Source organism: Amycolatopsis sp. MJM2582 (assembly GCF_000754115.1).
In the GTDB taxonomy this organism is placed as follows: Bacteria; Actinomycetota; Actinomycetes; order Mycobacteriales; family Pseudonocardiaceae; genus Amycolatopsis; species Amycolatopsis japonica.
Window position 1 is genome coordinate 1,658,153 of the sequence record NZ_JPLW01000002.1, and the last position, 21,671, is coordinate 1,679,823.

Genomic DNA, 21,671 nt, shown 5'->3' on the forward strand with positions numbered 1-21,671 from the left:
GCTCGACGCGGTCCAGGACAGCGCGACGCTGGACTGGGTGACGTCGGTCGTGGCGAGACCGGCCGGAACGCTGGGCGCTTCGGTGTCCGGAGCGGTGGCGGTCCGGGCGGTCACCGGCGCGCTGGGCTCCGATTTGTTCCCGGCCGCGTCCTTGGCCACCACGGTGAAGGTGTACTCGGTGTCGGCGGCGAGACCGTCGACGGTGGCGCTGGTTTCGGTCACCGACTTCACCAGCGTGGCACCGTTGTAGACGTCGTAACCGGTGACGCCGACGTTGTCACTCGACGCGTCCCACGCCAGGCCGACGCTGGAGGCGGAGGTACCGGTCGAGCGCGGGTTCCCGGGCGCACCCGGAGCCTGCGTGTCGGGTGCCGCCTGCGTCCGCACCGTGACAGCGGCACTCGCCGCCGACGGGTTGCCCGCGGCGTCCTTCGCCACCACGGTGAACGAATACTCCGTGTCGGCCGTCAGACCGTCGATCGTGGCCTGCGGTTCAGTGACCGACTTGACGACCTCGGTGCCCTTCAAGACGTCGTAGCCGGTGACACCGACGTTGTCGCTCGAAGCGTCCCAGGCCAGCGTCACACTGGTTTGGGTGGTTCCGGTCGAGTGCACGTTCGCGGGCGTCGTCGGCGCCTGCGTGTCCGGGGCCTTCGCGGTCCGGGCGGTCGCGGGTGCGGTGGCGGGCGAGACGTTGCCGGCCGCGTCCTTCGCCTTGACGGTGAAGGAATACTCCGTGTCCGGGGTGAGACCGTCGACCGTGGCCGAGGTGCCGGTCACGGACTTGACGAGGTTCGCGCCCGAGTAGACGTCGTACCCGGTCACGGCGACGTTGTCGGTGGCGGCGCCCCAGGACAGCGCGACGCTGTTCTGGGTGACGTCACCGACCGTCACGGCGCCGGGAGCCGACGGCGCGGTCGTGTCCGCCGCCGCGGTGACGGTGAAGGTGTGCAGCACGTTGGCCTGGCCACTCGCGGGAGTGCAGTCCGCGACGAACGTGCCGAGGCCGGTCTCCGCACCGGAGGCGGTCAACGGCGTCATGGTCAGCACCAGGTCGTGCACCGACAGCGTGGCCGTCCCCGGCTGGTCGAACCGCAGCGACGGCGCGGAACCGGTCGCGTTGATCACCAGGTCGTTGCCCTTGGGCGGGATGGGTTGCTGCGGAACCGCGGTCGGCACGCCGACGGCGAGATGCCCCTGCGGGCTCGAGACCAGCGAGGTGGCCAGCGCCGATCCCTTGATGGTCTCGGCACCGACGAGCCGGAGCCCTTCGGTCGCGGTCGAGCCCGCGTTGGAGACCGCCGTGATATCGATCTTGGGGGTGAACTGGCCCACCGGGATCGAGTTCGGCAGCGTGGCGTTGATGTCGACCGTGACGTCCTGGTTGCCGATCAACGGGAACGGGCAGCTGTAGACCTGCTTCAGCGGCGGGTGGTTCCCCGAGCCGACAACGGCTTCCGGGGTGACCGGCGAACCGGTCACCGTGTAGGTCTGCAGGACGGTCTCCGCCCCCGCCGCCAGCGTGCAGTCCGAAGTGAAGGTACCGAGACCGGTTTCGGTGCCGTCGGCCTTGAGCGGGGTCATCACCAGCTGCAGGTTGTTCACGGCGAGCGTCGCGGTGCCGGGCTGATCGAACCTCAGCGCGGGCGCGCTGCCCGTGGCGTTCACGACGAGGTCGTTGCCCGCCGCCGGGATCGGCTGCTTCGGCACGTCGGAATCGACCTTCACCGTCATCGTGCCCTGGCTGCCGGGCATCGTCACGGTGGAAGTCGCCTTCGCGGTGCCCTTGATGGACTCGGCGCCGACGAGACGAAGGCCTTCCGTGGCCGTCTTGCCCGCGTTGGACATGGCGGTGATCTCGATGGCGGGAGTCAGTTTACCGGTCTCGATCGTCGAAGGTTGCGTGGTCTTGATGGTGACCGAGACGTTCTGATTGCCGATCAACGGGAACGGGCACGAGTAATTCTGCGTGAGCTCACCCGGAGCCGCGGCACTGGTGCCCGAGCCGATCGCGAGACCCAGTGCCACCAAGGCCGCCGTGCTCACGACGGCGATGCCCCCGGCCAGTCTTCGACTACGTCTTCTGTGTTTCACAGGTCCCTCTCCAACACATAGACCACACCCGCCGAAACCATCGGACAAACGATTAATGGCCGCTTTCGCGGGCCCTTCCCAGCGGGCGCGTGTGCACATTTACGGGTATGCCACAGGGAATTAACACACCCGCAAGGCTCGGCAGGCAAGGAAAATCACAGAGCCCGCGCGACCATTCTTCGTCTTTGTCATACGCGGTCGATTCGCCGTTCGCGAATCTGTCAGCCGCGCCCCCAAAACGTCCGCCACCACCCCCGCGAGGGTGGTTACTGGCCAACAGGGCCGCGATCGGGTCGGCCTACTTGCCGCGCCAGGGCGGGACCCAGCCGAGGCGTTTGCAGACCGTGTCGAGGTCGGCGTCGGTCAGGCTCCGGCGATCCGAGAGGTTCGCCGAGCGCGGCCCGAGGATCTGCATCCGGTCGACCGCGGTACCCGGGTCGCCGATGTCCTTGCGGACCTCGATCAGGAAGTCCGCGTAGAGGCGGAACTGGATGTCCGGCGGTGCCCCGGCCGGAAGGCCCTGCATGAGGCGGGAGTACGCCTTGACGATGCCGTCCGAGCCGTAGACGTTCACCCAGGTGTCGAAGCGGCGCTTGTGCTTCAGTTCCTCTTCCGTGGGCAGGTCATCGGTGGTGAACATGCGCTCAAGCATGTCGACGACGGGTTCGCACATCTCGCGTTTCTGCTCGGAGATCCGTTCGCGGACCTGGTCGGCGCTCTGCACCCGCGCCTCGAGACGGCGCGCGGCCAGCGCGAAGATCCCGGCGACCACCGCCGCGGAGACCGAGGCGACGGCTGCGATCACGGCGACGACGATGGAAGACATGCGATCGATCCAACCACGATCGGCCGCCCGGCGAGTGTCACTCAGCGATCGCGGCCAAGACGCGGCGCGCGTTCACCGCTTCCTCGTCGACGCGGTCCCGCGTCCGCGCGCGGGTGATCAAGGCCTTCCACAGCGCCCACCCGCGGCCACGCTCCCATTCGGAATCGTCGACCGGAAGCCGCTCGCGGAACGCTCGCCTGCCGTCGGCGGTCAGCGACGTCCAGGCGATCGCCAGGTCGCAGGACGGATCCCCGACGCCACAGGTGCCGAAATCGATGACGGCCGCCAGTCCCCCGCCGTCGAGCAGGAGATTCCCCGGCGCGAAGTCACCGTGGAACCAGCGATCCGTTCCGTCCCAAGGGCTGTCCAGCGCGGCCTTCCAGATCTCGCGCGCCTGGCCGGTGTCGATGTCGCCGTCCAACGCCGCGAGCGCGCGCTCGGTCTGCGCGTCGTAGGTGCGCAGGGTGGCGCCCCGGAACCAGTTGTGCTTGCCGGGTTGCGGGCCGCCCGTGGTGTCGATGGTCCGCAACGCCGCCAGGAAACCGGCGAGGTCGAGGGCGAACCGGACCGGGTCGGAGATACGAGCGGGACTCGCGGGCTCGCCGTCGAGCCATCGGTAGACCGACCACTCGAAGGGATAGCCCGCGCCAGGACGTCCCTTCGCCAGCGGAACCGGGACGGGCACCGGCAACCGGGGAGCGAGCAACGGGAGCCAGCGCTGTTCCTTGTCCACCGCCAAGGCGTACTCGGCGGCGCTCGGCAGCCGTGCCACCATGTCGTCGCCGATCCGGAAAGTCCTGTTGTCCCAACCGGATTCGGCCACCGGGCGGACCGGGAGGCCGGCCCACTCCGGGAACTGCTCGCTCAGCAGCGCGCGCACCTGCGGCGCGTCCACGGTGATGCGCCGCGGCATCGGGCCCAGGTCCGGCGTAGCGCTCTTCGGTCGACGGGAATCCACACCTTGAGTCTCGTCGTGCCGTCCAGTGGATATTCGGCGGACTTCCGGTGCGGGGTCGGGCAGGCTGAAGCCCGTGCGAGAAATTCGACGCGAAGTCACCGCTGTCGCGGGTACGAAGGCGCTGGTCTGGATCGGAGAAACACTCCACCACGTGTCACCGGATTCGACGTTGTTCGGCGAGTACTGCGAAACCTTCGACACGGTGGCGATCTCTCCCCGCCGCGACCTGATCGCGCTGATGACCGAAACCGGCACGACCGGGCTGCTGGTCTCGCCGGACGGCCGTCCGATCCGCGAGCTCACCCGCAGCGGTTACAAGGCCGATGCCTACCGCTATCCGCTGGTGTTGTGCACCCTGCCCGACGGCAGGACGGGTTTGATCCACTGTCCCGACAAGTACAACCGGCTCGAAGTCGAGGTCGCCGCTACCGGCGAGCGTCTCACCGACGGATCCGAGCGTGAGCCGAGCGACTTCTTCCATTCGCGCTTGGCGGTCTCGCCGGACGGCCGGTACTTGCTCAGTGCCGGCTGGGTCTGGCAGCCCTGGTACGGCTTGGCGGTCTACGACCTGGAGAAGGCGCTGGCCGACCCTACGACGCTCGACTCCGTGGGAGACGTGTTCACTCAGATCGGTGTCGTCCAGGCCGAGGTCGCGGGCGCTTGCTTCGTCGGCGAAGGCATCGTGATCAGCACGTCCACGGAGGAAAACGACCCGGACGGCCCCGACGACCTCGGCCCCACCATGCTGGCCCGATGGTCGCTCGCCGACCGGTCGTTCGTCTGGCGTAGTCAGCTGGACCAGCCCGCAGGCGATGTCGTTCCGTTCGCCGGTGATTTCCTTGCCCTGTATGACCATCCGCGCCTCTACGATGGGGCCACCGGAGACCTGATCGCCGCCTGGCCCGACCTCCCGACCGGTCACGCGGAAGGCCCGATCGTGTCTGCCAGGTCCTTCTCGGGCCCCAGACGCGTCGCCGTGGACGAAATCCGGCGACGCTTCGCGGTGACCGACGGCGAACGGACCACGGTCGTCCACCTCGGCTGACCGGCCGGGCTGCCGATATCCGGTGTCGCGAAAGCCACTTTCAGGACATCTGACGTCTCGAAAGTGGCTTTCGCGACGCAGATCGGCCCCTAGCCGAGCGTCCAGTACACCGCGTGCGACTTCCCGGCCGCGTTCGAAGCGGTTCCGACGACGCGCCCGTTGTCCGTGATCCGGTAACCCTGGCTGCGGGTGCCGCCGGGCAGCGTGCCGAGCTGCCTGCGTTCCCCGTCGCGGAACCAGACCGTCGCCTTGCTCCGGAAAGTGCCCACTACGGTGCCTTGCGAGTCGACCGCTTCGGCGTCGGCGCCGAGGCCGTCGTCAGGCAACGCGATGACGTCACCGTCGAGATCCCACAGCAGGGCCGATCGGCGCGGCGGGTTGAGATAGCCGCTGCCGACCACGTAACCCGTGGAGCCGATCCCATAGATCCACACCGAGTACGGGCTGGGCCAGTCCAGGGGATGGATCACGCCGTCCCGATCCCATTTCGCCGGGATCGGCGGCCCGCTGCTGGTCTCCCGCAGGACACCGGCGGCCACTCCGCCCTTGTTGATCCGGCTCGCGCCGCTGCTCACCCCTTGCGGCGCCAGCTCGGTGATCGGCCCGCCGTTCACCCACCGCGCGGCCTGGTTCGCCGCGGAGCGGACGGCACTGCCGACGATGATGGTGCCGTCGCCGGAGATGCCCTCGGCCATGCTCCAGGTCTCGCCGGGCAATGTGCCGAGGTCGGTGGCCGTGCCATCGGGATCCCAGCGGAACCCGTGGTACTGCTCGGCCGGCGTCAGCCAGGCCCCGACGACGACGTCGGTGTCGCTGATCGCCCACGCGGTGGCGTTGTGATAGCCGGGCGGAAGCTGCAGCAAGGTCGCCTGACCCGCGGCGTCCCAGCGAGCGGGTACGGCGGTGGTCGCCGTCAGCACGTAGCCCGCGGACACCCCGAAGCTGTTGATGTCGCGCACCTGCCCCTCGGTGCCTCCCGGCGTGGGCAGCGCCATGATCTGGCCGTTGGCGTTCCAGCGAACCGGATGGCTGCGCTTCGGGGTCGGGCCCGTCAGCGACAGCCCCACCATCTCCCCCGCCTCGTTGACCGCGAGGACCGTGCTCTCGTCGTCCCCCGGCAGCGTTCCGAGGTCCACCGGCCCCGTCGTGGTGGCCCGCGCGGTCCCCGTCACCGCGCCGGTGACCACGGCGAGAGCCGCCACCAGGGTGAACATCCGTCTTCGCGCGACAGGCACACGATTCCTCTTCACGATGACTCCCCAATCCCGATCAGTGGTGTGGATGTGCGGACCCCGAAGCGACACTAATGCACTCACTTCACGAATCGCGCACGTTCCACACGAACAGCCGACCGGGACCGTCGCACAGCGGAAACTCTTGACAGCAGCCAATTTTGCCGGTCGTGCGGGTCTGTCGACGAAAACCCGGCACATTCTTGACACAAGAAGCGCGGACGATGCGGAAAAAGCCGTCAGGAAAGACAATCGGGCCGCGGCATTGGTACGTTCGGCAGTATCCGTCGGCGACGCGTCTGTTCTTCTCCGCCGGGGCCGGGGCGAGGGTGGACGGGATCCTTCCTGTTGACGGAAGGCGCCCGGACGTCCTCGATGGGCTGCCTTACGACAAGACCGTCTACGTCAGGTGTTCGCGCCGAGCCGGTCCGCCCGGACGAGATCGGCCAGGAGCGCGGCCTGTTCCCGGTGGTATGCCTCGACGTTCGCCAGTTTGACGTCCTCGTAGCCACGGACCAGATCGGGCAGCTCGGCCAAGGCCAGCAGCCTTCCGCGATCGGCGTCTTCGGTGCCGAAAGCGGTGAGGATCGTCTCCCGGTACTGCCCGACGAGTTCCCGCTCCACCTTCCGGACGTGTGCCTTGCCGAACGGGTCCCAGCGGGTGCCGCGCAGTTTCCGCGCGGCGCGCAGCGCGACGAACACCGGGCGGAACTTCGGGCCCAGCGCGATCTTCCGCTTCATGCCCATCGCGCGCAGGAAGGGCGGGTGCAGGCGATAGGCGTACCGGCTCCCGACGCCGAACTCCTCCTCGATCCCGGCGAGCACGGCGGGATCGAGCGACAGCCGCGCGACCTCGTACTCGTCCTTGTAGGCCATCAGTTTGTGCAGATTCCGCGCCACCGCTTCGGTGATGGCGGTCGAATCCCCTTCCAGGACCCGGACACGCTCGACGAACTCGGCGTACTCCCTCGCGTAGCGCACGTTCTGGTACCGGACGAGTTCGGGGACGCGGATGTCCAGCAGCCGCGCGAGTTCCGAACCCGGTTCGGCGTGCACGAGCGCACGGGCACGCAGGGCGGCCGCCGACGGAGTGGGGCTCGCGGCGACGGCGGCCGGGGCGACCACGGCGTGCAGCGCGTCGGGATCGGCGACGAGCTGCCTGCCTCGCCGGAACGCCTGGAGGTTGCCCGCGACGGCGACCCCGTTGAGTTCGATCGCGCGTTCCAGGCTGGCCGCGTCCAGCGGGATGGCGCCGGTCTGGTGCGCCGCGCCGAGCTGGAGGATGTTGGCGAACTGGTCGTCGTCGAACAGGATCTCCGCCAGTTCCCGCGCGTCGAGCGCCACCGTCCGCGCCGCGTTGTCCGAGATCGCCCCGCGCACGGCGGCGGCATCGGGGAAGGACACCGTGGTGTCGACGACCATCCGGCCGGTCGGCACCTCAGTCGTGGAGACCACGGCCGTGGTCCGGCCGGAGTCCGCCACCGACAGATGCGCCGGATCCGCGCCGACGAGGACGTCGCAGGCCAGGTAGAGGTCGCATTCCCCGGCCGCGAGTTTCGGGGCCTGCGGCGTCGGTTCGGCGGTGATCTTCAGATCCGAGACGACGGCGCCGCCCTTCTGCGCGAGCCCGGTCTGGTCCAGTGTCCGGACCTGCTTGCCTTCGAGTACGGCGGCCGTGGCGAGGATCTGCGCGACGGTGACCACGCCGGTCCCGCCGACCCCGGTGATGCGCACGGTGAAGTCGGTGCCGGAGGTCTCGGGAGCGGGCAGTTCGGCCGCGGTGATCTCCCCGGCCTTCCGCTGGTGTTTGCGGCCGGTGGGCACCACCGTCATGAACGAGGGGCAGTCGCCGGCCAGGCAGGAGTAGTCCACGTTGCACGACGACTGGTGGATCGCGGTCTTGCGGCCGAATTCCGTGCTGACCGGTTGAACCGACAGGCAGTTCGACTTCTCGCCGCAGTCGCCGCAGCCCTCGCACACCCGCTCGTTGATCACGACCTTGGCCGCCGGGGTCTCCAGTTTGCCGCGACGGCGTTTACGGCGTTTCTCGGCGGCGCATTCCTGGTCGTGGATCAGCACCGTCACGCCGGGAACGCGGGCCAGTTCCTCTTGGGTGCTCAGCAGTTCGTCACGGTGCCGGACCTCGACGCCGTCCGGCATCCGGACGCCGCGGAGCCGCTTCGGCTCGTCGCTGGTGATGACCACCTTCGCGACGCCTTCGACGAGGAGCAGCGACGCCAGCCGTTCCACCGACAGGCCACCGACGGCGTCCTGTCCGCCGGTCATCGCGACCGTCGCGTTGTAGAGGATCTTGTAGGTGATGTTCACCCCGGCGGCCACCGCCGCCCGGACCGCGAGGCTGCCGGAGTGGGTGAACGTGCCGTCGCCGATGTTCTGCACGAAATGCGAGGCGTCGACGAACGGCTCCATTCCGAGCCACTGCGCGCCCTCGCCGCCCATCTGGGTCAGGCCGACGACGTCCCCGACCTGTTCCGGCTCCATGAACAGCGCCATGGCGTGGCAGCCGATGCCGCCACCGACCACCGTGCCCTCGGGCACCTTGGTCGAGGAGTTGTGCGGGCAGCCGGAACAGAAGTACGGCGTCCTGGTCAGCAGCGGCACGGAAATGCGCTCACGGCGGCGCTGTCGCCGCCACGCGGTCACGGACGGGATCTCGTGGTGCTCGCTCAGCCGGGTGGCCAGCACCCTCGCGATGGCGTCCGGGTCGAGCTCGCCGAGTTCGGTGCACAGCGTGCGGCCGTCCGGGCCGGTCTTGCCGTACACGGCGGGCGCGCCGGCGGTGCCGTACAGGATTTCCTTGATCGCCGATTCGACGAAGGAGCGCTTCTCCTCCACCACGACGATTTCGTCGAGTCCATCGGCGAAGCGGCGGACGATCGACGGTTCGAGCGGGTGGATGACACCGAGCTTGAGGATCCGGATCCCGTTCCGGGACAACGCGTCGGCGTCCAGACCGAGCAACCGCAGCGCCTGCATCAAGTCCAAATAGGACTTTCCGGCGGTGACGATGCCGAAGCGATCCGCCGGTCCCTCCTGGACGATCCGGTTGATCCCGCTCGCGCGCACGTATTCGACGGCCAGCGGCAGACGTTCGGTGTACAGGCTGCGTTCGAGCGCCATCAACGTGGTGCCGAGCAGCCGGGTGCTGGGCTTGTGCCGGTACGCGGGCAGCGCCAGCTCAGGCGCCGTCCAGGTCGGCCGGACATGCGCGGTGCTCGCGGCGTCGGCCACGTTCGCCACGAGTTTCATCGACGACCACAGTCCGCTCGCCCTGGACAGCTCCACCGCGTGCAGCCCGAAGTCCAGCACGTCCTGGGAGTCGGAGGGGAAGAACACCGGCATGGCCAGATCGGCCAGCGCGAGCTCGGAGGCACACGGCACCGACGAGGATTTGGCGTTCGGATCGTCGCCGACCAGCGCCACCGCGCCGCCCGCCGGATCGGTCCCCGCGAGGTTGGCGTGCCGCAGCGCGTCCGTCGCCCGGTCGAGGCCGGGTGCCTTGCCGTACCAGAACCCGGTGACCCCACCGCGCGACGAGCCGACCGACGCGGTGAGCTGGCTGCCCATCACCGCGGTCGCGGCGAGCTCTTCGTTCAGGCCGGGGCGGTGCACGACGTCGTGCTTTTCGAGCAGGTGGGAGCGGCGGCCGAGTTCGAGGTCGTAGCCGGCCAGCGGCGATCCCTCGTAGCCGGAGACGAACACGGCGGGGGACGCCCCGGCGGCGCGGTCGTGCCGCACCCGGTCGAACAGCATCCGGACCAAGGCCTGGACACCGCTGAGGTAGACGGTGCCGTCCTCCCGCAGATACCGGTCCTCCAACGTGAACTGCTCCACCAGACCTGCCTCCTTCGGCACCCCCGCGTGACGTCACGACAGGAGACCCGACCGCGCGGGCCGTCGCAACAGGCGGCAGTCTATTGGCACCCGGCACGCAAAAAATCCGGCCCATCTTCTCCGCTGGCCGATATCCGTTGCGTCTGCGTACCATCCTGGCTCATGGCGGACCAGCTCCTCGACGAGACCGATCGCGAGATCCTCGAACTGCTGCGGGAGGACGCTCGGCGCACCCTCGGCGACATCGGGGCCCGCGTCACGCTGTCCACCGCGGCGGTCAAACGCCGGATCGATCGCATGCAGGAGAACGGCGTCATCGTCGGCTACACCGTCCAGATCGACCACGCCAAACTCGGCTGGGGCATCGAGGCGTTCACCGAACTGCGGTTCACCGGGACCACCAAGGTCGGAGAGATCGTCCGCACCACCACCCGGATGCCCGAAGCGCAGGCGGTGTTCACCATCGCGGGCGACCCCGACGCGCTCGTCTGGCTGCGGGTGCGGGACATGGGCCACCTGCAGCGCACCATCGACGAGATCCGGCGGCATCACCAGGTGACGGGTACGAAGACGCTGATGGTGCTGGAGTCCTGGACGCGCGGCCAGCAGTGGCCTCAGCCCTCTTGAGTGGTGGCCCAGAAGTACATGAAGGCCCCCTTCCTGTACCTAGGCGCAAGGAAGGGGGCCTTCACGCGCGGCCGCTGTGACTGCTGGTGCACGTGGGGCGTGTGTGGCGTCTCGCAGTCCGTGAAGGCCTCCTTGAGGGACTCTGGGTCCCTCAAGGAGGCCTTCACGGACTTGTTTATCTACATCTGACCTGCGCCTGCGCGGGATTCGCTCCGTTTCAGACCGGGTCGAGCGTTGTCGATGAAGGATTTGGGACGTTCACTGTCCCAAATCCTTCATCAACGAATCCCTGTGCGAAGGAGCCGGTAAACAAAAGGAGGCCTTCACGGACTCGAACTCACCCCACCCCGCAGCAGCCGCTCCCCCGTCCGCACCAGGTAATCGGCGAATTCCGCCGGTTCCTCCACCGTGAACCCGATGTCGGTGAGCGTCAGGACGACCGCCAGCCACTCGAACGAATCGACGTACGCGACGTATCGGCACCTGTCCTCCCCAAGAGCCTCGAAACTCCCGTCGACCCGGTGAAGCCGGGCAACGGCCTCGCTCGCGCCGACGTCGAGGGTCAGCGTGATCCGGAGGGATTTCGGGCTGTGGAAGCGTTCCTGGAGATGCGCCGCGACATCCTCGACGGGGAGCGGACGCGGCTCGAACGCCACCTCGGTCATCGACGGCGCGCCGATCCGGTCGAGCCGGAAGCTCCGCCAATCGCGTCTGCCGAGGTCCCAGGCGTAGAGATACCACCGCCTGCCGAGCTGGACGAGCCGCATCGGCTCGACCGTCCGCGACGACGGGCCGTCCTTGCCCGTGTACGCGAACTCGAGGCACCGCCGAGCCGCGATCGCCGCGGCGAGGACGTTCAGGACGTCTTGGGCGACTCGCGGCCGTTCGCCGGTTCCGAACTCGACCGCGGCGAGCATTTCATCGGTCCGCCGTCGCAGTGCGGACGGCAGCACACGCCGGAGTTTCGCGGCGGCGCGGTCGGCCGATTCGGCGGTCAGGTCCACGCCGGTTCCACCCGCCGCGGCGAGCCGCAGGCCGAGCACGGTGGCGATCGCCTCGTCGTGTTCCAGCATCAGCGGCGGCAGCGCGGTGCCCGCGACCAGCCGGTAGTTGCCGCCCGGACCGCGGCTGCTCTCCACGGGATAGCCCAGGCCGCGGAGGTGATCGATGTCCCGGCGCAGGGTGCGCGGCGGGACTTCCATCGCCGTCGCGAGTTCGGCGGCGGGCCACGCCCGGCCGGATTGCAGGAGTGACAGCAGCCGCAACATCCGTTCCCGTGGTTCCGTCACGACGCCTCCCGCTAGTTGTGGCCGTAATCCGGCCACAACTCATCGTAGCCTCGGTTCATGGCGAAAGTTCAAGCTGACCGAGGCCGGTGGATCACCGTCGAAGGAGCCCGGACGCACAACCTCCGCGACATCTCGGTACGAGTGCCGAAGCACCGGCTGACGGTGTTCACCGGCGTATCGGGCTCCGGGAAGTCATCGCTCGCGTTCGACACCATCGCGGCCGAAGCCGAGCGCCTGGTCACCGGGAGCTATCCCGCCTTCGTCCGGAACCGGCTCCCCCAGCATCCGCCCGCCGACGTCGACCGGATCGACGGCCTCGTCTTCACCACGATCGTCGATCAACGCCGGTTCACCGGCAACGCGCGGTCCACCGTGGGCACGGCGAGCGACATCGCGCCGCTGCTGCGTCTGCTGTTCTCCCGCCTCGGAAAGCCGGGCGCCGGGTTCTCGCCCGCCTACTCGTTCAACGATCCGGCCGGGATGTGCCCGCGCTGCGAAGGGCTCGGCGCGGTCGACGACATCGACCTCGACCGGCTGCTCGACCGCTCGCGAAGCCTGCGCGAAGGCGCCGTGCGGTTCCCGACGTTCGCCCCCGGGACCTACCGCTGGAAACGGCTCGTCCATTCCGGACTGGTCGATCCCGATGTCCCGTTAGGACGGTTACCGGCGGCGAAGGTCGAGACCCTGCTGCACGCCGAAGCACTCCCCCTCGACGACCCCGGCTCCGAATACCCCAAGCACGGCCTGTTCGACGGCATCGTCCCGCGCCTGCGGGATTCGTACCTGCGCAAGACGCCGTCGCGCCTCACGGCCGAAGAACAGGAGGGACTCGCCGGAGTCGTCACCCGCGGCGTCTGCCCGGAGTGCGCGGGAACCCGCCTTTCCGAGGCGGCACGCGGAAGCCTGATCGACGGGCGGTCCATCGCGGACTGGTCCGCCATGCCGGTCGGCGAGCTGCGTGACGTCGTCGCGGCCGTGCGCGATCCGTCGGTGGCCCCGCTGTCACAAGCGATCGGGGAACGCCTCGACGCCCTGGATTCCGTCGGTCTCGGCTACCTCAGCCTGTCGAGGGAGTCGCGGACGTTGTCCGGCGGTGAGGCCCAGCGCGTCAAGATCGTCCGCCATCTCGGCAGCGCGCTCAGCGACGTCTGCTACGTGTTCGACGAACCCAGCACCGGCCTGCATCCGCACGACGTGCACCGCCTGCTCGAACTGCTGGCAAGGCTCCGCGACGCGCACAACACGATCCTCGTGGTCGAACACCATCCCGCGGTCATCGCGGCCGCCGACCACGTCATCGACCTCGGGCCCGCCGGAGGCGACGGCGGCGGACGTGTCCAGTTCGAGGGCGGCCCCGGCGAACTCCTCACGGCCGGTACCGAAACCGGACGGATCCTCGGTGTCCCGCTTCGCTTCCGCGAGCGGACCCGCGTCGCGCGAGGCGCCGTGACGATCTCCGGCGCCCGTAGCCACAACCTCCGTGACATCACCGTCGACGTGCCGCTCGGCGTCCTGACCGTCGTTTCGGGGGTCGCCGGCTCCGGCAAAAGCACCCTGATCGCCGGCGAACTCCCCCGGCGGCATCCCGATTTCGTCGTCGTCGAACAGGCTCCGCTGCGTGGTGGCATCCGGTCGACGCCCGCCACGGTGCTCGGTATCGCCGAGCCCATCCGCGAAACCTTCGGGAAGGCCACGGGGAAACATCCGTCGTGGTTCAGCGCGAACGGCCGCGGGGCCTGCCCGGTCTGCAAGGGAAAAGGCGTCATCATCACGGACCTGGCCTTCCTCGACGACGTCCAGACCGCTTGCGACGCCTGTGGCGGCACCCGGTTCAACCCGGACGCGCTCGCCGCGCGCCTGCACGGCCGGACCATCGCCGACGTGCTGGCGATGAACCCGGCGGACGTCGCCGCGCTGTTCGGCGAGCGGTCCCCCATCGGGCGGCGGTCACGCTGGCTGGACCGCGTCGGGCTCGGCTACCTGACGATCGGGCAAAGCCTCGACACGTTGTCAGGCGGCGAAAGGCAACGGCTGCTGCTCGCGAGGCACCTCGCCGACGCCGGCCCCGCGCACGAACTGCGCCTGATCCTCGACGAACCCACGGCCGGACTGCACGGCAGCGACGTCGACCGGTTGCTCGCGCTCTTCGACGAACTCGTCGACGGCGGCGCGACCCTCGTCCTGATCGAACACGACCAACGGGTGATCGCGCACGCCGACCATGTCATCGACATCGGACCGGGCGCGGGTGCCGAAGGCGGGACGGTGGTGTTCGAGGGCACGCCGTCGGCTTTGGCCGAGGACTCCGCGTCCCTCACCGGACGTCATCTGCGAACGCGTTCCCGGCGCCGGACGGCGCCGGGAACACCCACCCGCCCGGGAACAGTTCCCGGGCGAGCGCGATGATTCCCCATCGGGCTTTGCCCGACACGCCGGTACCGAACAGTTCTTGGCCTTGTTTCGCGTGATCTAGCCGACAAGTTCGCAGGCCTTGTCGGCCTTCATCGCCTGATCGAGACCTGGCACGTCGCCGGTCTTGACCTCGGGCACATGCGTGACCAGATCGGCCCCGCTCAGATCGAGAGCGGCTTTGGCGTATTCGACGCCGCCTCGGGGCAGCAGGGTGCGGAACTCGGTCACCTTCCCGTGGAGCTTCCGGTAGAACGCCAGCTCGCCCGCGGCCAGTTTGTCGGCGTCCTGAGCGATCTTCGGGAGCTTCTCGAGCCCGGCGATCGCCGCGGTCAGCGCGGTGTCCAGTTTCTTCAGCGAGTCCTCGGCCTTCGGCAGGTCCGCGGCTGTCTCGATGTCGTAGCCCTTGGCCATGCTGTAGACGATCAGCCGCATGTCCTTGACCGCGCCGCAGTATCCGCCCGCCCAGGAGACCAGTGCGGGATCCGGGCCGGTCGGAGACGGCGGGGGTGCGGGTTTCGGTTCCGGTTCCGGCGGATTCGTGGCGCAGCCCGCGAGCAGGCAGCCGACGGCGAGCGCCACGGTCACTCGAATGCGCGCTGTCGTCTGGCTCTTCATCCGGCAGAGGGTAAAGCCGTCCGACGGGACCGGTCCCGACGATCAACTCGCTCGCGACGCCTCCTCCCGGTCGACGACCTTGGTGAGGAAGTGTTGCTGCCCCAATGTCCACACGTTGGTGGCCAGGAAGTACAGCAGCACCCCGATCGGCACCGGGAAGAACGATCCCGAGACCAGCATGCCGACCGGCGCCAGGTACATCATCAGCTTGGTGATCCCGGCGGTCTCCGGAGCGGACTGCCGCGCGAGGCCCGATCGCATCGAGAAGAACGTGGCCAGGCTCGCGATCAGCATCAGCGGCACGCCGACGGCGATCATGTGGACGTGGTCCGTGCCGAACGCCGCCAGTTCCGCCGCGGGTTGCGAAAGCCAGTTGCCGAGCTTCGCGCCGAACAGGTCCGCGTTCAGGAACGACTGCACACCGGAGTGGTCGAAGACGTGGTTCGAGGCGGCGCCCGGGGTGAAATCGCGCAGGACCCAGTACAGCGACAGGAACACCGGGAGCTGGATCAGCGCCGGGAGACAGCCGCCCAGTGGGTTGGAGCCGCTTTCGGCGTGCAGTTTCCGGACCTCGTCCGCCATCCGCCGGTGATCCTTGCCGTATTTCTCCTTGATCCGCCGCATTTCCGGGGCGAGTGCCTGCATGCGGCGGCCCGCACGCAACGCGCTGAGCGCGGGTTTGACCAGCAGGAGACGCAGCGTGAAGACGAGGAACACGATGGACAGCACCCAGGCGACGCCCGAGTCGGGACTCGACACGGCACCGAAGACCTTGTGCCAGAACCAGAGAATGGCGGAAACGGGGTACAGGAAGAAATCGAACATGACAGGTCACTCCGTCGGTCGAAGGTATGCGGGCAGGAGTGACTGCCGCACCTTCGGACGAGAAAGGTCAGGCAGTCGCGATGCCCGGTGACGGAGCCCTGGGCCGGACGCGGCCGCGCGCGTCGGGATCGCGCAGGCTCAGGAACAGCTGCGCGCGTTCGCGCAGGCTGATGGCGCGCACCCGCATCGCGGCGGCCGCCGGTTCCAGGCGGAAATGCACCGCGAGCGCGAGCAGGACGGCGGCGAGGGACGCGGTCAGGGCGGCGGCAAGCCCGAGCGGGTTCGCGACCGCCACCGACGCCGTCAGCGCGGTGGCCAGGCTCAGCGGGTTGATCCCGCCGACGACCGGGAGCACGACGAACAACTCGGGCAGGAACAGCGCAAGCATCAGCTTGAGCCGCACGCCGAAGTAGGTTCGCTCCACGTCGCCGACACTACCGGAGATATTGCGTTGCGTGATCGCCGAGTGCGCGGGCAGTCTGTCGAAATGGGTCACGTGGAAGTCGCACATGTCGATTACCACCTGCCCGACGGACGACTTCTCCTCGACGATGTCTCGTTCCGGGTCGGGGAGGGCAGCGTCTGCGCGCTCGTCGGCGCCAACGGGGCGGGCAAGACGACGTTGCTGCGGCTCATCTCCGGGGAACTCTCCCCCAGCGAGGGCTCGGTGACCATCAGCGGCGGGCTCGGGGTGATGCCCCAGTTCGTCGGGTCGGTACGCGACGAACGGACCGTGCGGGACCTGCTCGTCTCGGTGTCGCCGGACGCGCTCCGCGCCGCCGCTCGTGCCGTCGACGAGACCGAGCTCGCCTTGATGGAACGCGACGACGAAGCGAACCAGATGGCGTACGCGCAGGCGCTCGGCGACTGGGGTGACGCTCGCGGCTACGAAGCCGAAGTCGTCTGGGACAAGTGCACGACGGCGGCGCTCAACCTGCCGTACGAGAAGGCGCACTGGCGGGAGGTGCGCACGCTCTCCGGCGGCGAGCAGAAACGGCTGGTGCTGGAGGCGCTGCTCCTCGGCGGGTCCGGCGTCCTCCTGCTCGACGAGCCGGACAACTATCTCGACGTCCCCGGCAAGCAGTGGCTGGAAGAACGGCTGCGTGAGACCCAGAAGACCGTGCTGTTCGTTTCGCACGACCGGGAACTCCTCGCGCGAGCGGCGAAGAAGATCATCAGCGTCGAGCCCGGGCCCGCAGGCGGCGACGTCTGGGTGCACGGCGGCGGCTTCGACACCTATCACCAGGCGCGTGCGGAACGGTTCGAACGGTTCGAGGAACTCCGCCGCCGGTGGGACGAAAAGCACGCCCAGCTCAAGAAACTCGTCGCCGACATGCGCCAGTACGCCGCGCGCAGCGACGAGATGGCTTCGCGCTACCACGCCGCGCAGACGCGGCTGCGCAAATTCGAGGAGGCCGGAGCGCCCGCCGCTCCACCGCGCGAGCAGAAGATCACCATGCGCCTGCGCGGCGGCCGGACCGGGGTTCGCGCCGTCACCTGCGAAGGGCTCGAACTCAGCGGCCTGATGAAACCCTTCGATCTGGAGGTCTTCTACGGCGAACGGGTCGCGGTACTCGGCTCGAACGGCTCCGGAAAGTCGCATTTCCTGCGGCTGCTCGCGGGTGAGGACGTCGCGCACGACGGACGCTGGAAGCTCGGCGCCCGCGTCGTCCCCGGCCATTTCGCGCAGACGCACGCCCATCCCGAACTGCTCGGGCAGACGCTCGTCGACATCCTCTGGACCGGCTACGCGCGAAGCCGGGGGCCGGCGATGAACGTCCTGCGCCGTTACGAACTCGACGGGCAGGGCGATCAGCGGTTCGAGAAGCTGTCCGGCGGGCAGCAGGCGCGGTTCCAGATCCTGCTGCTGGAGATCGGCGGCGCCACCATCCTGCTGCTCGACGAACCGACCGACAACCTCGACCTCGCTTCGGCGGAAGCGCTGCAACAGGCGCTGGAAGCGTACGAAGGCACCACTGTCGCGGTGACGCACGACCGCTGGTTCGCGCGCTCCTTCGATCGGTACCTCGTGTTCGGCTCGGACGGGCAGGTGCGGGAAACGACGGAACCGGTGTGGGACGAGCGGCCGGTGCAACGCGCGCGCTGACTCACTCGGGTCAGTGATGGCGACACACCAACGGGAAGTGCGTTCGGCGGGTCCGTCGTGTGTTTGAATGCCGCCGCGTGTCCGCATCGTCCCAAGGCTGGAGTTCCCCGTGGAGGCCGCTGCCATCCCCTTCGCCATCGCGGCCCTGTGCTGCGCGGCGTTCCTGGTGAGCTTCCTGCGCGACCGGCGCCGGTTGCGGAACGGCTTCTACCTGTTCTTCGCGCTCCTCTTCCTCGGCGTGACGTTCATCGCGCTGCTCGCCTCGGTTTCGCCCGAAGCGGCGGGTTTCGTCGCGGTCGGTGTGATCCTGCTGATCATCCCGACGGTCCTCGCGCTGACGGTCTTCCTGATCTGCAACGGGATCACCATGCTCCGCCGGGAAGGACGCAGGCTCGCCAACGTCCTTTCGCTGCTGGCGGGGCTCGGCATCTGCGCGCTCATCGTCTTCAACGCCACCGTCACGCAACTGGCCTGGGAGCCCCTCGACATCGTCCGGGGCATCCTGAACGGGCTGGTCGTCTACTTCTCGTTCCTGTTCGTCTGCTTCCTCCTGTACTCGATCGTCTACGGCCGCATCCGCACTGAGAAGGGCGTGGATTTCGTGGTCGTGCTGGGTTCGGGACTGCTGGACGGTCACCGCGTCCCGCCGCTGCTGGCCGGGCGCCTGAACCGCGCCCGGCGCGTGATCGACGCCGAAGCCCGCCGCGGCGGGGAACCGATGGTGGTCACCTCGGGCGGGCAGGGACCCGACGAGGACCTGCCCGAGTCCCACGCCATGGCCGGGTATCTGGTCGAGAACGGCGTGCCGAGGGAGCGGATCCTGCTCGAAGACCGGTCGCGGACGACCTTCGAGAACCTCACCTTCAGCGACGAGATCATGCGGCAGCGGAAGGCGGACTACCGCTGCACGGTCGTCACGAACAACTTCCACGTGCTCCGCGCCGCCCTCATCGCCCGCCGCGCGAAGGTGAACGGCCAGGTCATCGGGTCGCCGACGGCGTGGTACTTCTGGCCGAGCGCCACCATCCGCGAATTCGTCGCCATCGTGGTGGAGCACAAGTACAAGAACCTGGTGGTGTGCGGGCTGATCGTGCTTTCGCAGGTTTCCCGCGCCTTCTCGTGAGACCGCACTCTCGTGATCGAAGCCGGAACTCGCGTGATCAGAGGCGGAACACGCGAGTGCGGCCTCCAATCACGCGAGTCACGTCCCTGATCACGCGAGTCACGCCTTCGCTCACGCCGGGCCGAATTCCCGCCGTCACCACTCAAGCCCGCATGACAAATCCCAGCCATCCGTTTGACAACACCGTTTTCGCCGGGCCATCGTCCTGCCCATGAGCGCTTACACCCGGCAGGCGATGGCGCGGCTGTTCGACCGGACGGCGGAGACCTACGACGCCCTCGGGGTCGACTTCTTCGGCACGTTCGCCGGAGAACTGCTCGATCGGGTCGCGCTCGTCCCCGGCGAGCGGGTGCTGGACGTCGGCTGCGGACGGGGCGCGGTGCTGTTCCCGGCGGCCGAACGGGTCGGCGCGGGCGGATCGGTGCTGGGGATCGACCTGTCCGCGGAAATGGTCGAGCGCACCGCGAAAGACGTCGAGGATCGCGGCGCCAACGCCTCGGTTTCCCTTATGGACGCCCAAGAACCGACGCTGCCCGACGCCTCCTTCGACGTGGTCCTCGCGTCGTTCGTGGTCTTCTTCCTGCCCGATCCGGTCGCCGGGCTGCGGTCTTGGCATCGTCTCCTCGCGCCCGGCGGCCGCATGGGCGTGACCACCTTCGGCGCCGACGATCCACGCTGGGCTGCCGTGCGTGAGGTGTTCAAACCGTTCGTACCGCCGGAGCTGGCCTGGACGCTGGCCATCAGGTCGGGTCTGTTCGCCACCCTCGAAGGTTTCGGCCAGGCCGTGGAGTCGGCGGGCTTCACCGGCGTCACGTCCGTGGAACGCGTCTATCCGGTGAAGTTCGCCGACCCCGGGCACTGGATCACCTGGTCCTGGTCGCACGGCCAGCGGATGTTCTGGGAGCTGATCCCGGAAGACCACCTCGACGCCGTGCGCCGGGCCGTGCTCGCGGAGCTCGAACCGCTCCGCGAGCCCGACGGGAGCGTGGTGCTGGCGCAGACCGTGCGCTACACCCTCGCCCACGCTTGACGGCTCACAACGCGAGCCTCGGCCAGGACGCCGTGTCCCGCGAAAGCTGCCGGTCGTGCGTCGCGATCACCACCGCGGCCGGTGTCGTCCCGAGCGCGACGGTCAGCTCGTCGACGAGCGTGGCGGACAGGTGGTTGGTCGGTTCGTCCAGCAGCACGACATGCGGGCGAGCGGCCAGCACGAGCGCCAGGTCCAGCCGGCGCCGGGCGCCGACCGACAGTTCGGCCACCGGCCGGTTGCGGTCGTAACCACCGAGCAGGCCCAGTTCGCCCAGCCCCGGGCCGGAGATCCCCGATCTGGCGAGCCGTTCGTCGTACAGCTCCATCGCCGTCCGCCTGCCCGGCAGGTCGGATTCCTGTCCCAGCAGCCCGATCCTCGCCGATCGGGAGCGGGTGACCGTTCCCGTGTCCGGTTCCAGTTCCCCGGCCAGCACGCTCAGGAGCGTCGATTTGCCCGCTCCGTTGCGGCCGGTGACCACCAGGCGGTCGCCGCTTTCCAGCGCCACGTCGACCGGACGCGCCAGCCGTCCGGCCACCGTCACCCCGGCGGCTCGGAGCAGGACCGCGCCGCCATGTGACGGCAAGTCCGGCATGGAGAACCGGGCGGGCGGCGGCGGGACGGCCACCACGTGCCCGGCCAGTTCTTCCTGCCGCCGGTGGACCGCGCGGACCAGTCCGGGCGCGCGGGTGGCACGCACATGCCTGCCGGTGCCCTTGGGCGGACGCCAGTTGTCCCGCAACCGGTTCCGGGCGGCGGACAGGTCGTCGGCCAGCCGTTGCCGTTCGGCGATCTGTTCGGCGTGCTCGGACTCCCAGCGGGCGCGTTCGGCTCGGCGGGCCTCGACATGACTCGCGTACCCGCCGCCGTGGACGCGCGGCCTGCCGTCGCTCGACGGATCGAGGTCGATCACCGTGGTGGCGACGTCCGCGAGCAACGCCCGGTCATGGCTGACCAGCACGACCACACCCGGGTGCGCGCGCAACCGCTCGGTGAGGTGTTCGAGGCCCGCCGCGTCGAGATGGTTCGTCGGTTCGTCGAGCAGCAGGACCGGATGCCCGGCGCCGAGCAGGCACGCCAGCCGGACCCGGTGGCGTTGCCCGACCGAGAGTGTCCCGAGTGGACGGTCGCGGTCGTCCACGGCGTTCAAGGCCGCCAACGACACTTCGACGCGCCTGTCCGCGTCCCACGCGTCGAGGGCTTCGGCCTGTTCCAGCGCGGCGGCGAAAACGTCGTCCGCGCCCGGAAGACCCTCGCTGAGTGCTTCGGTGGCGGCCTCGAGGCGACTCAGCGCATCGCGGACGGCGGCGAGTTCGAGGTCGATCAGCGCGCCGACGGTGTCGGCCGCGCCGAGCGGGATCTGCTGATCGGCGACGCCGACCGAACCCGAGCGATGCACCTCGCCGCGATCAGCGGCCAGGTCACCGGCGAGCACCCGGAGAAGAGTGGTCTTGCCGCGACCGTTCTCCCCGACGATGGCGACCCGGTCGCCTGCCGCGGCGACGAGATCGACGCCGGAGAGCACGGGCCGTCCCCCGAAGGAGACGTGGACGCCGGACAGGCGGACGTGCGCCGCGCGCACAGGCGCGGGCGAGAGAGGGGATGACATGAAGGAACTGCCTCCGGTGAAGGTGAT

At 69.0% G+C, this 21,671-nt stretch carries 16 protein-coding genes; 6 read left to right on the top strand and 10 right to left on the bottom strand.

Annotation, left to right across the window (positions count from 1 at the left end; all coding sequences use genetic code 11):
- The 3 genes from ED92_RS17830 to ED92_RS17840 form a co-directional block, all read right to left on the bottom strand.
- On the bottom strand, positions 1-2,046 hold a 2,046-nt coding region (locus tag ED92_RS17830; protein ID WP_235213308.1), incomplete at its 3' end, for a fibronectin type III domain-containing protein.
- A gap of 346 nt (positions 2,047-2,392) precedes the next feature.
- On the bottom strand, positions 2,393-2,920 hold the full coding sequence (locus ED92_RS17835) for a hypothetical protein (RefSeq protein ID WP_037339374.1): 528 nt from the start codon (positions 2,918-2,920) through the stop codon (positions 2,393-2,395).
- A 37-nt stretch (positions 2,921-2,957) separates the two neighbouring features.
- Positions 2,958-3,833, bottom strand: coding sequence for an aminoglycoside phosphotransferase family protein (locus tag ED92_RS17840; RefSeq protein WP_037339377.1), 876 nt, complete (start codon positions 3,831-3,833; stop codon positions 2,958-2,960).
- Positions 3,834-3,951: 118 nt separating this feature from the next.
- Between ED92_RS17840 and ED92_RS17845 the strand changes: the two genes are divergently transcribed.
- Entirely contained in the window at positions 3,952-4,923 is a 972-nt protein-coding gene (locus tag ED92_RS17845; RefSeq protein WP_152610949.1) for a hypothetical protein, read from the top strand.
- An 89-nt stretch (positions 4,924-5,012) separates the two neighbouring features.
- Here ED92_RS17845 and ED92_RS17850 read toward each other — a convergent pair whose 3' ends face one another.
- Positions 5,013-6,137, bottom strand: a complete 1,125-nt coding sequence (locus ED92_RS17850; RefSeq protein ID WP_037339379.1) for a hypothetical protein — start codon at positions 6,135-6,137, stop codon at positions 5,013-5,015.
- Positions 6,138-6,560: 423 nt separating this feature from the next.
- A complete protein-coding gene (locus ED92_RS17855; protein ID WP_037339381.1) occupies positions 6,561-10,010 on the bottom strand; it encodes an indolepyruvate ferredoxin oxidoreductase family protein in 3,450 nt (1,149 codons plus the stop codon).
- A 162-nt stretch (positions 10,011-10,172) separates the two neighbouring features.
- Here ED92_RS17855 and ED92_RS17860 point away from each other — a divergent pair, with 162 nt between their 5' ends.
- Positions 10,173-10,637: an Lrp/AsnC family transcriptional regulator gene (locus ED92_RS17860; protein WP_037339384.1), complete on the top strand. Its 465-nt coding sequence runs from the start codon at positions 10,173-10,175 to the stop codon at positions 10,635-10,637.
- A 323-nt stretch (positions 10,638-10,960) separates the two neighbouring features.
- Here the strand turns inward: ED92_RS17860 and ED92_RS17870 are convergent, their stop codons facing one another.
- On the bottom strand, positions 10,961-11,926 hold the full coding sequence (locus ED92_RS17870; RefSeq protein ID WP_235213309.1) for a YafY family protein: 966 nt from the start codon (positions 11,924-11,926) through the stop codon (positions 10,961-10,963).
- Between the two features lie 57 nt (positions 11,927-11,983).
- Between ED92_RS17870 and ED92_RS17875 the strand changes: the two genes are divergently transcribed.
- The gene (locus tag ED92_RS17875; protein ID WP_052120666.1) at positions 11,984-14,332 is read left to right on the top strand and encodes a thiamine ABC transporter permease; all 2,349 of its coding nucleotides are present in this window, start codon (positions 11,984-11,986) and stop codon (positions 14,330-14,332) included.
- Between the two features lie 63 nt (positions 14,333-14,395).
- On the opposite strand, the gene ED92_RS17880 is transcribed toward ED92_RS17875, so the two are convergent.
- The 3 genes from ED92_RS17880 to ED92_RS17890 all read right to left on the bottom strand — a co-directional run bounded on the left by ED92_RS17880 (position 14,396) and on the right by ED92_RS17890 (position 16,202).
- Complete coding sequence (locus tag ED92_RS17880; protein WP_152610950.1) at positions 14,396-14,953, bottom strand: hypothetical protein; 558 nt, start codon at positions 14,951-14,953, stop codon at positions 14,396-14,398.
- Positions 14,954-14,995: 42 nt separating this feature from the next.
- Entirely contained in the window at positions 14,996-15,778 is a 783-nt protein-coding gene (yidC, locus tag ED92_RS17885) for a membrane protein insertase YidC (RefSeq protein WP_037339394.1), read from the bottom strand.
- Positions 15,779-15,845: 67 nt separating this feature from the next.
- Complete coding sequence (locus ED92_RS17890) at positions 15,846-16,202, bottom strand: DUF6412 domain-containing protein (RefSeq protein WP_016335128.1); 357 nt, start codon at positions 16,200-16,202, stop codon at positions 15,846-15,848.
- A 63-nt stretch (positions 16,203-16,265) separates the two neighbouring features.
- On the opposite strand from ED92_RS17890, the gene ED92_RS17895 reads away from it, so the two are divergent.
- From ED92_RS17895 to ED92_RS17905, 3 genes are all read left to right on the top strand, one after another.
- Positions 16,266-17,885, top strand: a complete 1,620-nt coding sequence (locus tag ED92_RS17895) for an ABC-F family ATP-binding cassette domain-containing protein (protein ID WP_037339395.1) — start codon at positions 16,266-16,268, stop codon at positions 17,883-17,885.
- A 109-nt stretch (positions 17,886-17,994) separates the two neighbouring features.
- A complete protein-coding gene (locus ED92_RS17900; RefSeq protein ID WP_081975836.1) occupies positions 17,995-19,008 on the top strand; it encodes a YdcF family protein in 1,014 nt (337 codons plus the stop codon).
- A 211-nt stretch (positions 19,009-19,219) separates the two neighbouring features.
- A complete protein-coding gene (locus tag ED92_RS17905) occupies positions 19,220-20,038 on the top strand; it encodes a class I SAM-dependent methyltransferase (RefSeq protein WP_037339397.1) in 819 nt (272 codons plus the stop codon).
- Between the two features lie 4 nt (positions 20,039-20,042).
- Here the strand turns inward: ED92_RS17905 and ED92_RS17910 are convergent, their stop codons facing one another.
- On the bottom strand, positions 20,043-21,644 hold the full coding sequence (locus ED92_RS17910) for an ABC-F family ATP-binding cassette domain-containing protein (RefSeq protein WP_037339398.1): 1,602 nt from the start codon (positions 21,642-21,644) through the stop codon (positions 20,043-20,045).
- Positions 21,645-21,671 lie beyond the last annotated feature (27 nt).

Excerpts from the sequence above, each read along its gene's own strand:
- ED92_RS17850 (WP_037339379.1), bottom strand. The coding sequence starts at position 6,137 with ATGTTCACCCTGGTGGCGGCTCTCGCCGTGGTCACCGGCGCGGTGACG.
- ED92_RS17840 (WP_037339377.1), bottom strand. The coding sequence starts at position 3,833 with ATGCCGCGGCGCATCACCGTGGACGCGCCGCAGGTGCGCGCGCTGCTG.
- ED92_RS17910 (WP_037339398.1), bottom strand. The coding sequence starts at position 21,644 with ATGTCATCCCCTCTCTCGCCCGCGCCTGTGCGCGCGGCGCACGTCCGC.
- ED92_RS17860 (WP_037339384.1), top strand. The coding sequence starts at position 10,173 with ATGGCGGACCAGCTCCTCGACGAGACCGATCGCGAGATCCTCGAACTG.
- yidC (WP_037339394.1), bottom strand. The coding sequence starts at position 15,778 with ATGTTCGATTTCTTCCTGTACCCCGTTTCCGCCATTCTCTGGTTCTGG.
- ED92_RS17895 (WP_037339395.1), top strand. The coding sequence starts at position 16,266 with ATGGGTCACGTGGAAGTCGCACATGTCGATTACCACCTGCCCGACGGA.
- ED92_RS17880 (WP_152610950.1), bottom strand. The coding sequence starts at position 14,953 with ATGAAGAGCCAGACGACAGCGCGCATTCGAGTGACCGTGGCGCTCGCC.
- ED92_RS17875 (WP_052120666.1), top strand. The coding sequence starts at position 11,984 with ATGGCGAAAGTTCAAGCTGACCGAGGCCGGTGGATCACCGTCGAAGGA.
- ED92_RS17905 (WP_037339397.1), top strand. The coding sequence starts at position 19,220 with ATGAGCGCTTACACCCGGCAGGCGATGGCGCGGCTGTTCGACCGGACG.
- ED92_RS17835 (WP_037339374.1), bottom strand. The coding sequence starts at position 2,920 with ATGTCTTCCATCGTCGTCGCCGTGATCGCAGCCGTCGCCTCGGTCTCC.